The 17,638-nt window shown below is 62.0% G+C and carries 17 protein-coding genes and 1 tRNA gene; 4 read left to right on the plus strand and 14 right to left on the minus strand.

Features of this window, described 5'->3' with window-relative positions:
* Nucleotides 1-174: 174 nt before the first annotated feature.
* Nucleotides 175-3,222, minus strand: a complete 3,048-nt coding sequence (gene ydiJ / locus B3397_RS10325) for a D-2-hydroxyglutarate dehydrogenase YdiJ (RefSeq protein ID WP_296249689.1) — start codon at nt 3,220-3,222, stop codon at nt 175-177.
* 126 nt (nt 3,223-3,348) lie between these two features.
* Between ydiJ and B3397_RS10330 the strand changes: the two genes are divergently transcribed.
* The gene (locus B3397_RS10330; RefSeq protein WP_296249691.1) at nt 3,349-4,254 is read left to right on the plus strand and encodes a LysR substrate-binding domain-containing protein; all 906 of its coding nucleotides are present in this window, start codon (nt 3,349-3,351) and stop codon (nt 4,252-4,254) included.
* Between the two features lie 94 nt (nt 4,255-4,348).
* Nucleotides 4,349-4,558: a DUF2945 domain-containing protein gene (locus B3397_RS10335; protein ID WP_296249693.1), complete on the plus strand. Its 210-nt coding sequence runs from the start codon at nt 4,349-4,351 to the stop codon at nt 4,556-4,558.
* Nucleotides 4,559-4,715: 157 nt separating this feature from the next.
* On the opposite strand, the gene B3397_RS10340 is transcribed toward B3397_RS10335, so the two are convergent.
* The gene (locus tag B3397_RS10340; protein ID WP_296249695.1) at nt 4,716-5,930 is read right to left on the minus strand and encodes an MFS transporter; all 1,215 of its coding nucleotides are present in this window, start codon (nt 5,928-5,930) and stop codon (nt 4,716-4,718) included.
* Nucleotides 5,931-6,088: 158 nt separating this feature from the next.
* Here B3397_RS10340 and B3397_RS10345 point away from each other — a divergent pair, with 158 nt between their 5' ends.
* Complete coding sequence (locus B3397_RS10345; RefSeq protein WP_296249697.1) at nt 6,089-6,859, plus strand: AraC family transcriptional regulator; 771 nt, start codon at nt 6,089-6,091, stop codon at nt 6,857-6,859.
* Between the two features lie 9 nt (nt 6,860-6,868).
* Here B3397_RS10345 and yghU read toward each other — a convergent pair whose 3' ends face one another.
* A complete protein-coding gene (gene yghU, locus B3397_RS10350; RefSeq protein ID WP_296249699.1) occupies nt 6,869-7,708 on the minus strand; it encodes a glutathione-dependent disulfide-bond oxidoreductase in 840 nt (279 codons plus the stop codon).
* 242 nt (nt 7,709-7,950) lie between these two features.
* Here yghU and B3397_RS10355 point away from each other — a divergent pair.
* A tRNA-Gln gene (locus tag B3397_RS10355) sits at nt 7,951-8,025 on the plus strand.
* Between the two features lie 38 nt (nt 8,026-8,063).
* Here the strand turns inward: B3397_RS10355 and B3397_RS10360 are convergent.
* From B3397_RS10360 to B3397_RS10410, 11 genes are all read right to left on the minus strand, one after another.
* The gene (locus tag B3397_RS10360; RefSeq protein WP_296249701.1) at nt 8,064-9,008 is read right to left on the minus strand and encodes an aldo/keto reductase; all 945 of its coding nucleotides are present in this window, start codon (nt 9,006-9,008) and stop codon (nt 8,064-8,066) included.
* A gap of 233 nt (nt 9,009-9,241) precedes the next feature.
* Nucleotides 9,242-10,294, minus strand: a complete 1,053-nt coding sequence (locus B3397_RS10365; protein ID WP_296249703.1) for an NAD(P)H-dependent flavin oxidoreductase — start codon at nt 10,292-10,294, stop codon at nt 9,242-9,244.
* 146 nt (nt 10,295-10,440) lie between these two features.
* A complete protein-coding gene (locus B3397_RS10370; protein WP_296249705.1) occupies nt 10,441-11,733 on the minus strand; it encodes a PQQ-dependent sugar dehydrogenase in 1,293 nt (430 codons plus the stop codon).
* A complete protein-coding gene (locus B3397_RS10375; protein ID WP_296249707.1) occupies nt 11,730-12,158 on the minus strand; it encodes a DUF2231 domain-containing protein in 429 nt (142 codons plus the stop codon). The genes B3397_RS10370 and B3397_RS10375 overlap by 4 nt, the downstream gene beginning before the upstream one ends.
* Nucleotides 12,159-12,314: 156 nt before the next feature.
* The gene (locus B3397_RS10380; protein ID WP_349679023.1) at nt 12,315-12,407 is read right to left on the minus strand and encodes a HipA N-terminal domain-containing protein; all 93 of its coding nucleotides are present in this window, start codon (nt 12,405-12,407) and stop codon (nt 12,315-12,317) included.
* Between the two features lie 102 nt (nt 12,408-12,509).
* Nucleotides 12,510-13,790, minus strand: coding sequence for a TRAP transporter large permease (locus B3397_RS10385; RefSeq protein ID WP_296249709.1), 1,281 nt, complete (start codon nt 13,788-13,790; stop codon nt 12,510-12,512).
* A complete protein-coding gene (locus B3397_RS10390; protein ID WP_296249711.1) occupies nt 13,791-14,318 on the minus strand; it encodes a TRAP transporter small permease in 528 nt (175 codons plus the stop codon).
* Between the two features lie 64 nt (nt 14,319-14,382).
* Nucleotides 14,383-15,366, minus strand: a complete 984-nt coding sequence (locus B3397_RS10395; protein ID WP_296249713.1) for a TRAP transporter substrate-binding protein — start codon at nt 15,364-15,366, stop codon at nt 14,383-14,385.
* A gap of 55 nt (nt 15,367-15,421) precedes the next feature.
* The gene (locus tag B3397_RS10400) at nt 15,422-16,246 is read right to left on the minus strand and encodes an NAD-dependent epimerase/dehydratase family protein (protein ID WP_296249715.1); all 825 of its coding nucleotides are present in this window, start codon (nt 16,244-16,246) and stop codon (nt 15,422-15,424) included.
* 101 nt (nt 16,247-16,347) lie between these two features.
* Complete coding sequence (locus B3397_RS10405) at nt 16,348-16,830, minus strand: GNAT family N-acetyltransferase (RefSeq protein ID WP_296249732.1); 483 nt, start codon at nt 16,828-16,830, stop codon at nt 16,348-16,350.
* A gap of 150 nt (nt 16,831-16,980) precedes the next feature.
* Nucleotides 16,981-17,316, minus strand: coding sequence for a hypothetical protein (locus B3397_RS10410; protein WP_296249717.1), 336 nt, complete (start codon nt 17,314-17,316; stop codon nt 16,981-16,983).
* Nucleotides 17,317-17,638: the final 322 nt, after the last annotated feature.

Consider the following 17,638-nt stretch of genomic DNA (forward strand, 5'->3'; position numbering starts at 1 on the left):
CCCCTTCGCGGCTTCACGCCGCTCCTACGCCTGCAAATGCCAGACCTGCCGCTGCCCGCTCGGGCCCCTTCGCGGCTTCACGCCGCTCCTACAAAAGGCGTGGGAAGGGCCGGGGCCGGTGGACCCTCTGCAAATGCCAGACCTGCCGCTGTCTGCACAGGCCTCTCCGCGGCTTTACGCCGCGCTGTCGGCCCCGCGCAGGTGCTCCAGCAACGCTTGCAATGGATGGCGCACGCTCTGGCCTTCCTGACGCTTGACCTGGCTTCGGCAGGAATAACCGTCGGCTACCAGGCGCCCCTGGGGTTGGTGCTTGGCCAGCAGCGGTTGCCAGGACTGTTGGTAGATCACCTGAGAGGTCGCCAGGTTGCGCTTCTCGTGCCCATAGGTGCCTGACATCCCACAGCACCCGGCAGCCAACACGTCGAGCTTGAGCCCCAGGCGGCTGAACACCTGCTGCCACAACCCGACGCTGGCCGGTTCGTTGGTTTTTTCCGTGCAGTGGGGCAGGAACTGATAGGCCGGGACGTCAGCCACCGGCTCCGCCTGGTCCAGCACCTGGGCCAGCCATTCCTGGGGCAGCAATACTGCGGGGGCTTGCCCGGTCGGCAGGGTCTTGGCGTATTCCTGGCGATACACCAGGGTCATGGCCGGGTCCAGGCCCACCAACGCTACACCGCTGGCCTGCAGTTGACCGAGAGACTGTGCGTTGTGAGCAGCCGCCTTGGCGAAGGCGCCAAGAAAGCCCTGGACTTGCAGCGGCTTGCCGTTGGGCGCGAACGGCGCCAGGTACACCTGATAGCCCAGGCGCGAAATCAGCTCCAGCCAATCCGCCACCACCGGGGTATCGAAGTAGCGGGTGAAGGCGTCCTGCACCAGCACCACACTGCGCTGACGCTGTTCGGGCGTGAGTGCCGTCAACTGTTCAGGGCGGGCCATACGCACGTTCCAACGGCGGCACAGCGCATCGAAGTTCATCAGGCTCAGCAGCGGACTGTCGACCATGCCTGCCACGTGTTCGAGGGCATAACGCACCGGTTTGAACGCCATCACGGCGTTATAGCTGCGCGGGAATCGAGCGAGATGGGGAATGCTGAACTCCAGCGAACCAATCAGGTAATCCTTCAGCGGGCGCAGGTAGCGACCGTGATAAAGCTCAAGGAAACGCGAGCGGAATTCCGGCACGTTGACCTTCACAGGGCACTGTCCCGCGCAGGACTTGCAAGCCAGACACCCGGCCATGGCATCGTACACTTCATGGGAAAAGTCCTGCCGGCCGAGCAGTCGCGCAGTACTGTTCCAGGTGCGTTTGACCACTTGCAACGGGCTGTTGCGGCCCGCTGCCTCCAATACCTTCACCCCTTGCTCCCCCTGCAGGCGCAGCCATTCGCGAATCAGCGAGGCCCGGCCTTTGGGTGAATGAATACGGTTGCGGGTGGCTTTCCATGACGGGCACATGGCGTCATTGGGGTCGTAGTTGTAGCACGCGCCATTGCCGTTGCAGTGCAACGCGCTGTCGTAGCTCTGCCACACGCGTTCATCGATGGTACGGTCGAGTTCGCCCCGTAGCACCACCTCATCCACTGGCGTCAGACGCGCCGCCGGCACCGACCCGGGTGTGGCGATCTTGCCCGGATTGAGCTGATTGTAAGGGTCAAAGGCAGCCTTGAGCGCCTGCAGTGCCGGGTACAGTGCGCCGAAATAATCAGGGACGTATTGCGAGCGCAGGCCCTTGCCGTGCTCACCCCACAGCAAGCCGCCATGCTTGTGGGTGAGGGCGGCCACCGCGTCTGAGATCGGCCGAATCAGCGCGGCCTGCTGCGGGTCTTTCATGTCCAGAATCGGCCGCACATGCAGCACCCCGGCGTCGACGTGGCCGAACATGCCGTACTGCAGGCCGTAACCGTCGAGCAACGCGCGAAACTCGCCGATGTACTCGGCCAGGTTATGCGGCGGCACCGCGGTGTCCTCCACGAATGGCTGCGGACGTGCCTCGCCCTTGACATTGCCCAGCAGGCCGACCGCCCGTTTGCGCATGGCATAGACACGGTTCACCGCCTGGGCGCCGACAGCCAGCGTATGCCCCAGGCGCTGCACCGAGACGTCCTGCTGCAAGTGGAGAAGGAATTGCTGCACGCGCTGTTCGAGCACCTCAAGGTCCTCGCCGCTGAACTCCACCAGGTTGATGCCCAGGGTCGGGGTGTGCTCGTCACTGGGGAAGTACTCGGCCACGCCGTGCCAGACGATGTCGTTCATCGCCAGCATCAGCACCTTGGAGTCCACCGTCTCGATCGACAACGGTTCATGGGCCATCAGCGCATTGGCGTCGTTCAGCGCATCCATGAAGCCGGCATAGCGCACGTTGACCAGAATCGAGTGGCGGGGAATCGGCAGCACATTGAGCTTGGCCTGAACGATGAAGCCCAGCGAGCCTTCCGAGCCGCACAGCACACTGTTGAGATTGAAGCGGCCGTCGGCTTCGCGCAGGTGCGCCAGATCGTAGCCGGTGAGGCAGCGATTGAGCTTGGGGAATATCGCTTCGATCAGTTCCGCTTGCTGGTCGGCGATCTCCGAAGCGCAGCGGTAGACGTTGGCAATGCGGTCGGTGCCGGCGTTGTGTGTGCGCAACTGTCGTTCATCGATCACCTGGCTGTGCAGCCGCTCGCCGCCCAGCAGCACGGTGCTCAGCTCCAGCACATGATCGCGGGTCTTGCCGTAGGTGCAACTGCCCTGGCCACTGGCGTCGGTATTGATCATGCCGCCGATGGTGGCGCGATTGGAGGTCGACAGCTCCGGGGCGAAGAACAGTCCGTGAGGTTTGAGCGCCGCGTTGAGCTGGTCTTTGACCACACCGCTCTGCACCCGTACCCAGCGCTCTTGCACGTTGATCTCCAGCACCTGGTTGAGATGGCGCGACAGGTCCACCACCAGTCCATCGGTCAACGACTGGCCATTGGTACCGGTACCGCCGCCGCGCGGCGTCAGCACGATGCTGCGGTAGTCGGGCAGGGTCGCCAGGCGTGCCAGCAGTTGCACGTCGGCCTCGTGGCGCGGGAATACGGCAGCCTGGGGCAAGCGCTGATAGATGGAGTTGTCAGTGGCCAGGACCGTCCGGGTGCCGTAGTCATTGACGATCTCGCCCTCGAAACCGTGCACCTGCAACAGGCGCAGAAACGCTTCGTACAGAGATTCAGTAGCGTGTTGAAGAGGCAGGGCAGCGATCATGGGCGATGTCATCCAGCGGCAACGATAATTTTTTGCATTCGCAGCGCGTATGCTTATAGGGTATTTTCATCTCGCAATACGGCCAGTACAAACGTAAATCCTTCAGACTTTGCATGAGCTTTATGAATGAACCCGAGACGGCTCACCCCCTCCATGTCGTTGTTGCTCGCATTCGAAGCCGCCGGGCGCCACGGCAGCTTCACCAAGGCCGCCGCTGAACTGGCCCTGACCCAAAGTGCGGTCAGTCGGCAGGTGCAAGCGCTGGAGGCGCTGCTGGAAGTCAGTCTGTTCAAGCGCGACGGTCGCCATATCGAGCTGACTGCTGCCGGGGCGTTGTACCAGCACGAACTGGCCGCGGCGCTGGCCCGCATCCGCAGTGCCACGTTGCAAACCATCTCGCACCGCTCAGAGGCCGATACCCTGCACCTGGCGGTATTGCCGACGTTCGCGTCGAAATGGCTGATGCCGCGCATGAGTGATTTCTATACCCGTCATCCGGGCAGCCTGGTGCATATCCACTCGCGGATCGTGCGCGGCGATCTTTCCGAGGGCGCCGATGACATGACCGCCATCATCTGCGCCGGCTCGGGCCAGTGGCCGGGCTACCAGGCCCATCGCCTGCTGTCGGAGAAGCTGGTAGTGGTGGCCAGCCCGAAGGTGCTGCCAGGCCATGCCGAGATGTCGCCGCAACAGGCCTCCAGGCAAGTATTGCTCAGTGTGGTCTCAAGGCCGCACGCCTGGGCCGAATGGTTCGCTCACAACGAACTGCATCACCAGGGTGCGATGCGCATGGGCCCGAGCTTCGAGCAGACCGCGCACTTGATCCAGGCCGTGGTAGCCGGCATCGGGATTGGCCTGGTGCCGCGCATTCTGGTGCAGGATGAGCTCGCCAGTGGTGAGCTGGTGACGCTGTTCCAGCCCATGGAGAGTGGGCGCGGCTATTACCTGGCATACCCCGCACCCTATCAGAACCTGCCGGCGCTGAAGGCGTTCAGGGAGTGGCTGTTGTCGCTGCCGTTTCCTGACAGCTAAAGCCTGAGCAAAGGCGGCAGCGACTGGTCGGGCCAACGGAATTTGCGCTCGGCAAAGAGCTCGCATGTACAGGCCCATTCACAGGAGCATGGCTATGAGCACGTCATTCAAGGTGGGAGACAAGGTCCGCTGGAATTCCGAAGCTGGAGAGATACACGGCAAGATCACCAAAGTGCATACCCAGGACGTGGAGTTCATGGGCAAGCATCGTCCGGCGTCAAAGGAGCAGCCGCAGTATGAGGTCAAGAGCGACAAGACCGGACATTCGGCGCTGCATCATGGTGAAGCTTTGCATAAGGGTTGAGGCGGGGGAGCGGCGGCGTCTGGTCCCCTCACCCCAGCCCTCTCCCTGAGGGAGAGGGAGCAGATCACCGCCAGCCGCATCAACGCGATCCGCTTCTAGCTCCCTCTCCCTCAGGGAGAGGGCTGGGGTGAGGGGACCATTCACCACAAATCCCAGCTCAAACCCCCTTGGTAGAAGGCAACAACACCGTCAACACCCCAAACAACGGCAGATACGAGCACAGCGTGTACACATATTCAATCCCATGAATATCCGCCAGATGCCCCAGCAACGCCGCGCCAATCCCGCCAAAGCCGAACATCAGGCCAAAGAACACGCCGGCAATCATCCCCACATTGCCCGGCACCAACTCCTGGGCAAACACCACGATGGCCGAGAACGCGGAGGCCAGGATAAAGCCGATCACCATGCTTAGCAGCGCTGTCCAGAACAAGTCCACATAGGGCAGGGCAAGGGTAAAGGGCGCCACACCGAGGATCGAAAACCAGATCACTTTCTTGCGCCCGATACGGTCGCCGATCGGTCCGCCGAAGAACGTACCGGCCGCCACCGCGCCCAGGAACAGGAACAGATACAGCTGCGAGCTGGCCACCGACAGGTCGAACTTCTCGATCAGGTAGAAGGTGAAGTAGCTGGTGAAGCTGGCCATGTAGAAATACTTGGAGAACACCAGCAACGCCAGCACTACCAGCGCGAACGTCACCCGGCCCTTGGACAAACCGTGGGTGGCCTTGCCGCCCTGCTTGAGCTTGAACAGGCTCAGGTGATGGCGGTACCAGCGGCTCAGGCCGTAGAGCACCATGATGGCGAACGCTGCAAACAATCCGAACCAGGCCACATTGCCTTGTCCATAGGGAATGATGATGGCCGCTGCCAGCAATGGCCCGAATGCACTGCCGGCGTTGCCACCCACCTGAAAGGTCGACTGCGCCAGGCCATAGCGGCCCCCGGACGCCAGTCGCGCCACCCGTGAAGTTTCGGGGTGGAAGGTCGACGAACCGATACCCACCAGCGCTGCGGCCAACAAAATGGCGGGAAAACTACCCACGAATGCCAACATCAGGATGCCGACCAAGGTGCACACCATCCCCGCCGGTAACAACCAAGGCTTGGGGTGCCGATCGGTGTGATAACCCACCCACGGCTGCAGCAGCGACGCAGTGAGCTGGAAAGTCAGGGTAATCAGGCCGACCTGAGTAAAGCTCAGCCCGTAGTTGGCCTTGAGCATGGGATAGATCGAAGGCAGCACGGCCTGGATCAGGTCGTTGATCAGATGCGCCAGGGCGCAAGCGCCGATCACGCGCATGACCAGGGGGCTGGCCTGGCCGGCGACTGCGGCGGTCGCCGAAGGCGAGGAGGTGGTGGTAGACATGGTTGCTTTTCCGGGCGAGAAAAAAGTACGCAAGACAGCGCGGTTCGGTACGGCCAATGAACCGGCAGCCAAATCGCGGATTCGGCGCTATCCTAAGGCCCTTAAATTTGCCTGTCTCGCGCAGTTCGGGACATGGCTATCGCAAAAAGGGCATGCTGATGGAGCTTCCTGTCGAGTTGCTGCGCGAGATCAACGAGGGCCGCTGGCCGGTGCGCAGCAGCGCCCGGGATTACCCGGAGAACTGCTACATCGCCCCGCATTCCCACCGCAAGCATCAGCTTATCTATGCGGTGGAAGGGGTGATGGTGGTGCACTGCGCCAACAGCCAGTGGACCGTGCCGCCAAGCCGCGGCATCTGGATGCCTTGCGGCCAGGTGCACTCGATCCGCTGTGTCGGCACGGTGAAGATGCGCAGTGTGTTCGTGCGGCCTGATGCGGCATTGCAGCTACCCGATGAAACCCGCGCGGTCAGCATTTCCAACCTGCTGAGCGAGCTGATTCTGGTCTCTGTGGGCATCAGGGGGCCTTACGACGAAAGCTCCCGTGAAGGGCGAATCATGCAGCTGATCCTGGATGAGTTGACTATCCTGCCGACCTTGCCGCTGCAACTGCCGCAACCCGTCGACTCGCGTATCAAAACCATCTGCTCGACCCTGCAGGGCGATCCGGGTGACCGCTCGACACTGGCCCACTGGAGCGCCCGGCTGGACGTCGACGAAAAGACCATCCAGCGCCTGTTCCAGAAACAAACCGGCCTGACCTTCGGCCAATGGCGTCAGCAAGCCCGGTTACTGCTCGCGCTGGAGCGCATCGCAGTGGGCGAGAAGATCATCGACGTGGCGGGGGCGCTGGGCTATGACAGCCCCAGCGCCTTCGCCACCATGTTCAAGAAGCAGTTTGGCAGGACGCCCAGCCACTTCTTTCGCTGATCCCGCCGTTCAGTCCAGGTCTTCACTGCTGTGACGTTCCGCAACCTGGCTGTCCTCGTCGCCCCAGGTACGATTGACCCGCTGCCCGCGCTGCACGGCAGGGCGACTGGCAATCTCTTCGGCCCAGCGTTGCACGTGGGTGTATTGATGCACGGCAAGAAACTCGGCAGCCGAATACAAATTGCCCCGCACCAGTTGCCCATACCAGGGCCACACGGCGATGTCGGCGATGCTGTATTCGTCACCGGCCAGATAACGGCTTTCGGCCAGGCGGCGGTCGAGCACGTCCAGTTGGCGCTTGGCTTCCATGGTGAAGCGGTTGATCGGGTATTCCAGTTTCTCTGGCGCATAGGCATAGAAATGCCCGAAACCGCCGCCCAGGTAGGGCGCTGCGCCCATCTGCCAGAACAGCCAGTTCAGGGCTTCAGTGCGTTGGGCCGTTGCGGTGGGCAGGAACTTGCCGAATTTTTCCGCGAGGTACAGCAGGATCGAACCGGACTCGAATACACGCTGCGCAGGTTCGACGCTGCGGTCGAGCAGGGCGGGGATCTTCGAGTTGGGGTTGACCTCGACGAAGCCGCTGGAAAACTGGTCGCCGTCGCCGATGCGAATCAGCCACGCGTCGTACTCGGCGTCGGTCTGCCCCAGCGCCAGCAACTCTTCCAGCAGGATGGTGACCTTCACGCCGTTGGGCGTGGCCAGGGAGTACAGCTGCAAGGGATGCTTGCCCACGGGCAGGGTCCTGTCGTGGGTCGGGCCGGCGGCGGGGCGGTTGATCTTGGCGAATTCGCCGCCCGATGTCGTCTCGTCGTGCCAGACCTTGGGCGGAACGTAAGGGGCGTTGCTCATGGGGCGAATCTCCGGGTTTGTTCGCGTGATGCGTCGGCGGATAGGGTCTGGATAGGACTGGTCAGCGGGCGGCGCGGTTCAGCTTCCAGGCCGACAATGTTGCACCGATTGCCCCAGTGAAAAGCAAGCGGCTGTTTTAGAATAGTTTTTTGTAAAATTTAGGCTTCCCGTCTTGGCAAAAAGCTGATAAATTTGCGCCCGTTCTTGCAGAGACCGGTCTCGGTTCTCATCGCAACGGATACAGGGGCGTCGCCAAGCGGTAAGGCAGCAGGTTTTGATCCTGCCATGCGTTGGTTCGAATCCAGCCGCCCCTGCCATTTCTTCAAGCTGCATCGCTCGATGCCGCTTTCTCGCTTCACACCATCTTGCTTGCGTCATCCAATCGGGCCCGTTGCTCCGAGGAAAACTCGACCGTCAGCGCCACCAGATTATCCTGCAACTGCTCAACCGAACGTGGTCCCAGAATAGGCACCGAGCCATGGCCGGCGGCCCAGGCAATGGCGACTTGACCGGCGTTGACGCCCAACTGGCTGGCTACATCGATCACAGTATCGAGCACTCGGGTACGTTGCGCCGAATTCTCTGCCTGGAACACCCGCCCGCCAAAACCTTCGGCACGGCCTTTCTCGCCATTGCGGTATTTGCCCGTGAGCATGCCACCGCCCAGCGGCGACCAGGTCACCATGCCCAAGCCCAGGGCCAGGGCGGCGGGAAACAGGTCGCTCTCGGGGTCGCGGTGGACCAGGCTGTGCTCGAACTGCGCGGCGGCAATGGGCACGGCACGGGTGAACTCGGCAATGGTGGCCGCCTGCGCCAGCCGCCAGGCGGAAAAGTTGGACAGCCCGGCATAGAGGATCTTGCCCGCGCGGGCCAGGTCCTCGAAGCCGCGGACGATCTCTTCCATCGGCGTGACGCCGTCGGGATGGTGGACCCAATAAAGGTCGATACGATCGGTACCCAGGCGCTTGAGGCTGGCCTCCACCGAGGCGACCATGGCTTTGCGGCTGTTGCCGGTCACCAGGCGATTGGCGTCGGCTGAAGCGCCGTTGGTGTATTTGGTGGCCAGCACGAAGTCTTCACGCCGACCCTTGAGCAACTGGCCTACGAGGGTTTCGGATTGGCCGAACTGATAGACGTCTGCGGTATCGATGAAGTTGCCGCCTGCTTCGGCGTAGGCGTTGAAGATCTGTGCGCTGGTGGTGGCGTCGGCGCCGTAGCCCCAGCCGGTGCCGAAATTGCCGGTGCCCAGTGCGACCTGGGAGAGATTTAGGCCGGTTTGGCCGAAGGGGGTGTAGTGCATGGGGTGCCTCCTGGATGGGGTAGGTTTTTTTGGATTATGGGTATCATGTTATGGGGCGGTCAATTGGGTTTTGTGGTGGATGGTCCCCTCACCCCAGCCCTCTCCCTGGGGGAGAGGGAGCTAGAAGCAGATCACCTATATCCGTAGCACCCTCGTACTGCTCCCTCTCCCCCAGGGAGAGAGCTGGGGTGAGGGGACCATCCACCCCCAATCCCCACCCCGCCCAAAGCCACCTACCCCCCATACTCCCCAACCAGCACCGCCATCAACTCACCCGCCGGCATCGCCCTGGCCCGCAGCGCCTGCTGCCCAGCCCAGAACGGAGAAAATTCATCGCTCCCGGCCTTCGATGCCGCCTCACTCAACTGCTTGCCAGCGTTATAGGCGATGCCGAAATCGGGCACCAACGGATGGCCTGCCGCACCCACCTCGCGCATGAACCGATTGACCATGCCTCGCGCCGGCCTTCCGGAAATCACTTCGGTCAACGCCGTGGTCCCCGCGCGTTCGCTGGCCAGCATGCGACGGTAAGCCGGGTTGGCTGCCGATTCCGGACAGAGCACGAACGCCGTGCCCAACTGCGCGGCCACGGCGCCCATGTCCAGTACTCGGCGAATATCGCCGCCATCCATGAGCCCTCCGGCCGCGATCACCGGAATGTTCAAACCGTTGAGCAGTTGTTCGAGCAACGCCAGTGTCGGCAACTGAGCATCTGCAGCTTTTGGATCGAATACCCCGCGGTGGCCGCCGGCCTCGATGCCCTGAGCCACGACCACATCCACGCCGGCGGCTTGAGCGGCCAGCCCCTCCTCAAGCTGAGTGGCGCTGGCGAACAATATGATGCCTGCCGCCTTCAAGGCGTCTATGTACCCTTGCTCGGGCAAGCCCAGGTGGAAGCTAACGACAGCCGGTCGCTCCTCCAGCAATAACCGCAGCTGCGCCTCGGACCCACGGAATGTGGTGTAAATGTCCTGAATGGCAGCGGGTGCGGACTGGCCGAATTCGGCGAAGAAAGGCGCGAGGTGAGTCAGCCAGGCCCGCTCCACCTGTGCATTGGCCACCGAGGGCTGATGACAGAACACGTTGACGTTGAACGGCTTGGCGGTGAGGGCTCGCAACTGGCGAATCATTTTGCGTGCGGTGTCGATGTCCGCCGCCGCGATGGAGATCGAGCCCAGGCCGCCGGCCTCGCACACGGCGGCAGCAAGCGCCGGTGTTGCGGTACCTGCCATGGGCGCCTGAATGATGGGGTGGGCCAGGCCCAGCGAGGTAAACGGATGGCTCATGAATGCACCTTGGCGAGAGACAGGGAGCATGCGCCAGCTCTGGCCGACGCATCGAGTCGGTACAGTCTAGGTTCAGGGGCGGGGAATGAACAGCGGGGAGGGGGTAAAGGCGCCCCGGAGCATGAGCATGCTCCGGGGCGGGTGACTCACTGATTACGCGTGACTCGCCACACCGTATTGGCGAGGTCGTCGGCGATGATCAGTGCGCCGCGCGGATCCACCGTCACACCGACTGGCCGACCCCGCGTCTTGCCGTCATCACCACGAAAGCCCGTGGCGAAATCCACCGGCTCGCCAGCCGGCCGGCCGTTGTTGAAGGGCACGAAGATCACCTTGTAGCCCACCGGGTTATCCCTGTTCCAGCTGCCGTGCTCTCCCACGAATACGCCGTCGGCGAACTTCTCACCCATTTGCGCAATGGAGAAGTCCACGCCCAGCGCTGCCACGTGAGAACCCAAGCTGTAATCGGGCTTCACCGCCGCCGCCACCTTCTGCGGGTTTTGTGGCTGCGCGCGAGGGTCGACGTTCTGGCCCCAGTAGCTGTAGGGCCAGCCGTAGAACGCGCCCTCGCGTACCGAGGTCAGGTAGTCCGGCACCAGGTCGGGGCCCAGTTCGTCGCGTTCGTTGACCACGGTCCACAGTTGCCCTGTGCCGGGCTGGATGGTCAGCGCGGTGGGGTTGCGCAAACCGGTGGCATAGGGCTTGTGCGCGCCGGTCTGGGCATCGATCTGCCAGACCATGGCGCGGTCGATCTCGACTTCCATGCCGCGTTCGGTGACGTTGCTGTTCGAGCCGATCCCCACGTACAGGAAACGCCCGTCTTCGCTCGCCGCCAGGGCCTTGGTCCAGTGGTGGTTGATGGCTGAGGGCAGGTCTGCGAGTTTGGTCGGCTCGCCGCTGGCCTTGGTCTGGCCGTCGGTGTAGTCGAAGCTCACCAGTGCGTCCTGGTTGGCCACGTACACCTTGCCGTTGGCGAAGGCCAGGCCGTAGGGGGCATTGAGGTTCTCGGCAAACACCGAGTTGACCTCGTAGGTGCCGTCGCCATTGGCGTCACGCAGCAGGGTCAAGCGGTTGCCGCCTTTGACCTGGGTATTGCCCTGGGCCTTGATGTAGCTGGCAATGACGTCCTTGGGCTTGAGCTTGGCAGCACTGCCGCCACGGCCTTCGGCCACCAGGATATCGCCGTTGGGCAGCACCAGGGTCTGGCGTGGAATCTTCAGATCGGTGGCAATCGCGGTGATGCTGAAACCTTCAGGCACAGTAGGTTTCTGCGATCCCCAGGCCACCGGCTCGGCAATCTTCATGCTCGGCAACAGCCCACGTTGCGGGTCTGGCAATTTCGGGTCCGGGCCACGGGCCTGGGTGCTGTCGGCTTCGCCACCACAGGCGCTCAGCAGCAGCGCCATGCTCAAGGCGGTCAGTGCGTTGCAAGGCTTCATTTCACACCCCCGGAACGCAGATTGGTCAGCCCGGTCCACGTCGAAACAATGGCCAGCACCGTGACGATCACCGACAGGATCAAGCCTGAGGGCATCACCGCCCAGGCGTCCTTGGCATGTTCGAAGGCGTTGATCAGCCCCAGCACGAAGGTCGCCAGCAGCAGCAGGAAGTACAGCACGGGCCTACCGGCCTTGTGCTCGGCGCGAACCAGATTCACCAACGCAAACAGCAGCGCCAGGCCGCAGAACACCAAGGCCCCAGCGATAAGCCAGGCGGCGAAGTTGCTCCACTGAATCTGATAGGTCTGGTAATAGGCGATGTCGCTGAACAAGCCGCCAAGAAACAGCGGCACGGTACCGGCCAGCAAAGTCGCATGCAGCGGGCTTGGCGTGGTGCGGTAGACGGGGTAGGTGGTATCGGTCACGGCGGCTCCTTATCGATCGGCGATCCATGGCCCTGAGCAAATGCTCTAGACCGGGGCTTCGCGCTGACTGCGCATAAGAAATGATCGTGGCGTGCGATTGTTAGTTCATTGCTGTTCGTGTCGAAATATGTGCAGGAGTTTACTGCTGACCTGGAGCTAACTTTCGGGCAGGTTCATCTGAAATATCGGGTGCAGATCGCGCGAAGGGTAACCCTGATTGGGGACCGGCATGGTCAGGCTGATCTGCAGCTGTTTTTACCGGCGTGACATTCAGGTTGCCATGTTCGCTTTGTGCAACACCCCTCTCCCTGAGGGAGAGGAGTTCAACCGCGGATCGCAGGCACCTCGGGATCAGAGCACCACGCTTGGGAGCCAGAGTGAGATGGCAGGAATGTAGGTCACCAGCATCAGCACCAGAAACAGTGCAGCGTAGAACGGCAGCAATGCCTTGACTGTGGCCTCGATGGTGACTTTACCTACTGCGGCCCCTACGAACAGCACGGCGCCCACGGGAGGGGTAATCAAGCCAATCCCCAGATTCACCAGCATGATCATGCCGAAGTGCACAGGGTCCACGCCTACCCCTACGATGACCGGAAGCAGGATCGGCGTAAGGATCAGGATCAGCGGGGCCATGTCCATTACCGTGCCCAGCATCAGCAACATCACGTTGATGCACATCAGGATCACGTAGCGGTTGTCTGACAGGGTCAGAAACGCGGTGGTGATCTTCATCGGGATTTCCATCAGCGTCAGGATGTAGCCGAAGCTGGCGGCGAAGCCGATCAAGATCATCACGATGGAAATGGTTCGAGCTGCGCGGTGCATCAGTTTGGGTAGGTCGCGCCACTTGTAGTCGCGGTAGATGAACATGGTGACGAAGAACGACCAAAGCACGGCAATGGCGGCCGACTCGGTGGCGGTGAAGATACCCGACAGGATACCGCCAAGAATGATCACCATGGCCATCAGGCCCCACAGTGCCTCGCCGGCGATCTTCAATGCCTGACGCATCGGGATCACTTCACCCTTCGGATAATTGCGCTTGCGGGCGAAGATCATGCACAGCCCCATCATCACGGCGCTGAGCAGCAGGCCCGGGAAGATCCCGGCCATGAACAGCGAAGCAATGGACACCGTGCCGCCAGCCGCCAGCGAGTACAGCACCGAGTTATGGCTGGGGGGTGTCAGCAATGCCTGCACCGAACCACTGACGGTGACCGCCGTGGAAAAGTCGCGTGGGTAGCCCGCACGCTCCATTTCCGGGATCAGCACCGAACCCACCGACGCGGTATCGGCCACCGACGAGCCGGAAATGGCGCCGAAGAAGGTCGAGGCGACGATGTTCACCAGCGACAGCCCGCCGCGGACGAAACCCACCAGCACTCCGGCGAATGCCACCAGGCGCCGCGACATGCCGCCTTCGGCCATGATCGCGCCCGCCAGCACGAAGAACGGAATGGCCAGCAGCGAGAACTTGTTGACCCCGCCCGCCACCTGAATCATCAACGCGTCGAAGGGAATCTCGATCCACCAGGCGCCGATCAGTGCCGACAGGCCCAGTGCGTAGGCGACCGGCATGCCGATCAGGATCAATGCGATGAAGCTGCCCAACAGTATCAATGCGTCCATTCACGCGGCCCCTTCGCTGGCTTCAACGACGTCGAACCGCATTACGCGGCGATGGCTCTGGTCACCCAGGAACAGTTTTTCCAGCACGAAAATGAAGGTGATCACGCCACCAATAGGGATCGGCAAGTACGAGATACCCACCCGCAGTGACGGCATTTCACCCACCACCTGATTCCAGGTGTTGGCGCACAGCTTGAAGCCTTTGACGGCCATGAACGCACAGACGATGGCCATCATGATCTGCACCACGATGGCGGCAATCTTGCGAATATGCGGCGGCATGCGGTCCACCGCCATGCTCACGGCCATGTGGGCGCCAGCACGGTAGCTGGCCGCGGCGCCGAAGAAGGTGAACACCACCATCAGCAGAATGGCGGTCGGTTCCGGCCAGCTGGAACCACTGCCCAGCACGTAGCGGGCGAAGATGCCCCAGGGAATGATCAAGGTCATGATCAACACGGACAGCCCGGCAATGCCGATGCAGACGCGGTAAAGCAGATCATTGAAACGCAGCACAGTATTTTTCATAGGCATCACCACGGCGGCTGGGGGACTGGCTCGCGCCAGCCCCCTGGGGCGTTATCGGACAGGCTTACTGAACGGCTTCGATACGGGTGATCAGCTCTTTGTACCGCGCGCCGTATTTATCGCGAACCGGCTGCGTAGCGTCGTAGAAGGCTTTCTTCTGCTCAGGCGTGAGGCTGATGAACTCCACACCGCTGGCTTTGAGCTTGGTCTCGGCTTCGGCGGATTTCTTGTCCCACAGCACGCGCTCTTCCATCTGCGCTTCGCGGGCCAGCTTTTTCACCAAGGCCTGTTGCTCGGGGTTCAACTTTTCCCAGGTGGTCTTCGAGATCACTACCGGCTCCGGCAGGATCAGGTGCTCGGTCATGGTGTAGAACTTGGCGTTCTGGTAATGGTTGTGTTCCAGGAAGGTCGGCGGGTTGTTCTCGGCGCCGTCGATCACGCCGGTCTGCAGGGCACTGAAAATTTCACCCGTAGCCATGGCGATACCGTTGCCGCCCATGTCGTTGATGGTGTCGATGAACACCGGGTTGCCCTGTACGCGAATCTTCATGCCCTTGAGGTCGGCGATGCTACGTACCGGCTTTTTGGTATAGAGGTTGCGCGTGCCACCATCCATCCAGGCCAGGGCGACCATGTTGAAATTGGAATTGGTGATCTTGTCCAGCATCTCCTGGCCGATGTCGCCGTCGATGATCTTGCGCATGTGTGCCTGGTCACGAAAGATGAACGGCAGGTTGAAGGCGTTCACATCCGGCACCACCGGCCCGACGATGCCCAGGCTGACGCGCGTCATCTGCACGGCATTGGCCTGTACCTGCTCGACCACTTCCTTCTCCGAACCCAGCACGCCGCCGGCGAACATCTTGAAGCTGATTTCGCCCTTGCTTTGCTCTTCCAGCTTCTTGCCCATCGCCTGCTCGGCCACGACCGGCGGATACCCGGTGGGATGAACCTCGGCGAACTTGATCTTGATCTCCGCCTGGGCAAGACCCGACAGGCAGAAAGCGAGGGGGAGTGCAGCGACGATCAGCGTACGTTTGAAATCCATGGATGACTCCGATGTTGTTGTTTTTTTAGTCGTGATTGCAGTGTCGGACGGTGGATCAGTTGTTGTCGTCGAAAGGCCCCGCAGCTACGAAAGCACCACCCTGATACACCATGGCGGGGTCGTCGGCGGGCGGCATTGGCTGCGCCTCGACCTTGTCGCGGAACACTTCGGAGCTGTCCTTGGGCTGATAGCCCAGGTGCGCGGCGTAGCGGTTGTCCCACCACACGTCGCGGTTGGCCGAGGCGCCGTACACCACCGTGTGGCCAACGTCCGGGGTGAACAGGCCCAGTTGGATCAGTTGGGTCAGGTCGGCGTAACTCAGCCAGGTGCTGAGCATGCGGCGGTTCTGCGGTTCGGGGAACGAGGAGCCAATGCGCAAGCTGACGGTTTCGATGCCGTAACGATCGTAGTAGAAGGTCGCCATGTCTTCGCCGTAGGACTTGGACAGGCCGTAATAGCTGTCGGGGCGGCGCTCGCAGCGGGCATCGATGGTCTCGGTCTGCTTGTAGAAACCGATCACATGGTTGGAGCTGGCGAAGATGATGCGCTTGACGCCATGGCGGCGTGCAGCCTCGTAGATGTGGAAAATGCCGCTGATATTGGGGCCGATGATCTCTTCGAAAGGGCGCTCGACCGAGACCCCACCGAAGTGGACGATGGCATCGACCCCCTGCACGAGCTGGTCGACGGCGTGTTTGTCAGCCAGATCGCAAGGCTGCACTTCTTCGCTGTCGTCCGCGGCGGGGGCCATCTGGGCGATGTCCGACAGGCGCAAGACCTTGGCGTAGGGTTTGAGCGTTTCGCGCAACACTTTGCCCAGGCCGCCGGCGGCGCCCGTGAGTAGCAAACGATTGAGGGGCGGGGAGAACGATGAGCTCATAGTGGGATCACCTGGTTATTATTTTTGTTATCCGTCGTCGTACAACGTTGCGAAAAGATAGTTACCGCCGGTGTGTCTGTCAATTGTCTGTAGACGAAGGTCTACGCATCGGCAGCAAATGCCTGCAGCGCCTGCCCATCCATCCGATACCGGACCCACTCCGGCTGGGGTTGGGCGCCGATCGATTTGTAGAACTGGATGGCTGGCTCGTTCCAGTCCAGCACGCTCCATTCGAAGCGTCCGCAGCCTTTGGCACAGGCTTCCCGGGCCAGGTGCTTGAGCAACAGCTTGCCGGCGCCGGTGCCACGCGCGTCGACGCTGACGTAGAGGTCTTCCAGATAGAGCCCGTTGCGGCCCTGCCAGGTGGAGTAGTTGAAGAAGTACACCGCGAAGCCCACGGGCTGGTCGCCGCGCAGGCAGATCAGCCCATGGGCAGTCGCGTTGTCGCCGAAGAGGGTGCGTTGAATGTCGTCGACGCTGGCGATGACTTCGTGGCGGGCTTTTTCGTATTCGGCCAGCTCGGTGATGAAGGCCAGGATCTGGGGTGCATCGCTGGGTTGTGCGGGGCGGATAGTGAGGGTCAAGACGGTGGTCATCCGGTTGCTAAAGGGACAGGGTGCACGCAGTCGATACACTGCGGCAGTGCGCGATGGTCGACCAACCGCAGGCTGCTGGCAACCCCTGGAGCCTGGTCGACCAGGTCCAGGAGCGTCATCCGGATGATGCGAGCAACGTTACCAGCGATCACCACCGCGACCGCGGTCGTGGCCCCTGTCATAGCCCCGGTCGTAATGCCTGTCATAGTGGCCCCGCGGCGGTGGCGGAGCGAATCGATGCGGCTGCGGTACCACCGGTACATAGGCCACTGGCTGGTAGCGCGGTGGCGGCGGGGCAGGCCGGTAGTGAGGGCGGTCGTTGCGCTGAGAGTGGCTGATGGCGGTGGCCAGTACCGCGCCCACCGCGGCTCCCGCGATCACCGGTACCACGATACTGCGCTCGGTGGCCGAAGCCGTGCCGGCGGCAAGCAGGCTGGCGGACAGGAGCAGGACTTTGGTCAGTTTGGAAATCATGATGTCTCCTCAGGCGGCTTGTGTGGGTTCGCCATGGACGTATGAAACACCGGGGGGGTGTAAGGCGAGGTCTAGGGTTGGTAAAGGTTGGGTAAAGCGGGGGGGTGGTTGTGGCTGTGGTTTTGGTTTTGGTTTTGTGGTGAATGGTCCCCTCACCCCAGCCCTCTCCCTGAGGGAGAGGGCTGGGGTGAGGGGACCATTCACCACCGATCCCAACCCTGCCACGTTGACATCATCCACCCTCAACACCACCATACCCCCCACACCCCTACAACCAGATACACCATGCCTTTAGCCCGCCTGTTCACCCTTTGCTGCTGCC

The sequence above is a fragment of the Pseudomonas sp. UBA4194 genome, from assembly GCF_002379585.1.
Classification (GTDB): Bacteria; Pseudomonadota; Gammaproteobacteria; order Pseudomonadales; family Pseudomonadaceae; genus Aquipseudomonas.

Bases quoted from the DNA above. Each gene is read 5' to 3' on its own strand.
- ydiJ (WP_296249689.1), bottom strand. From the start codon at position 3,222: ATGATCGCTGCCCTGCCTCTTCAACACGCTACTGAATCTCTGTACGAA.
- B3397_RS10330 (WP_296249691.1), top strand. From the start codon at position 3,349: ATGAACCCGAGACGGCTCACCCCCTCCATGTCGTTGTTGCTCGCATTC.
- B3397_RS10335 (WP_296249693.1), top strand. From the start codon at position 4,349: ATGAGCACGTCATTCAAGGTGGGAGACAAGGTCCGCTGGAATTCCGAA.
- B3397_RS10340 (WP_296249695.1), bottom strand. From the start codon at position 5,930: ATGTCTACCACCACCTCCTCGCCTTCGGCGACCGCCGCAGTCGCCGGC.
- B3397_RS10345 (WP_296249697.1), top strand. From the start codon at position 6,089: ATGGAGCTTCCTGTCGAGTTGCTGCGCGAGATCAACGAGGGCCGCTGG.
- yghU (WP_296249699.1), bottom strand. From the start codon at position 7,708: ATGAGCAACGCCCCTTACGTTCCGCCCAAGGTCTGGCACGACGAGACG.
- B3397_RS10360 (WP_296249701.1), bottom strand. From the start codon at position 9,008: ATGCACTACACCCCCTTCGGCCAAACCGGCCTAAATCTCTCCCAGGTC.
- B3397_RS10365 (WP_296249703.1), bottom strand. From the start codon at position 10,294: ATGAGCCATCCGTTTACCTCGCTGGGCCTGGCCCACCCCATCATTCAG.
- B3397_RS10370 (WP_296249705.1), bottom strand. From the start codon at position 11,733: ATGAAGCCTTGCAACGCACTGACCGCCTTGAGCATGGCGCTGCTGCTG.
- B3397_RS10385 (WP_296249709.1), bottom strand. From the start codon at position 13,790: ATGGACGCATTGATACTGTTGGGCAGCTTCATCGCATTGATCCTGATC.
- B3397_RS10390 (WP_296249711.1), bottom strand. From the start codon at position 14,318: ATGAAAAATACTGTGCTGCGTTTCAATGATCTGCTTTACCGCGTCTGC.
- B3397_RS10395 (WP_296249713.1), bottom strand. From the start codon at position 15,366: ATGGATTTCAAACGTACGCTGATCGTCGCTGCACTCCCCCTCGCTTTC.
- B3397_RS10400 (WP_296249715.1), bottom strand. From the start codon at position 16,246: ATGAGCTCATCGTTCTCCCCGCCCCTCAATCGTTTGCTACTCACGGGC.
- B3397_RS10410 (WP_296249717.1), bottom strand. From the start codon at position 17,316: ATGATTTCCAAACTGACCAAAGTCCTGCTCCTGTCCGCCAGCCTGCTT.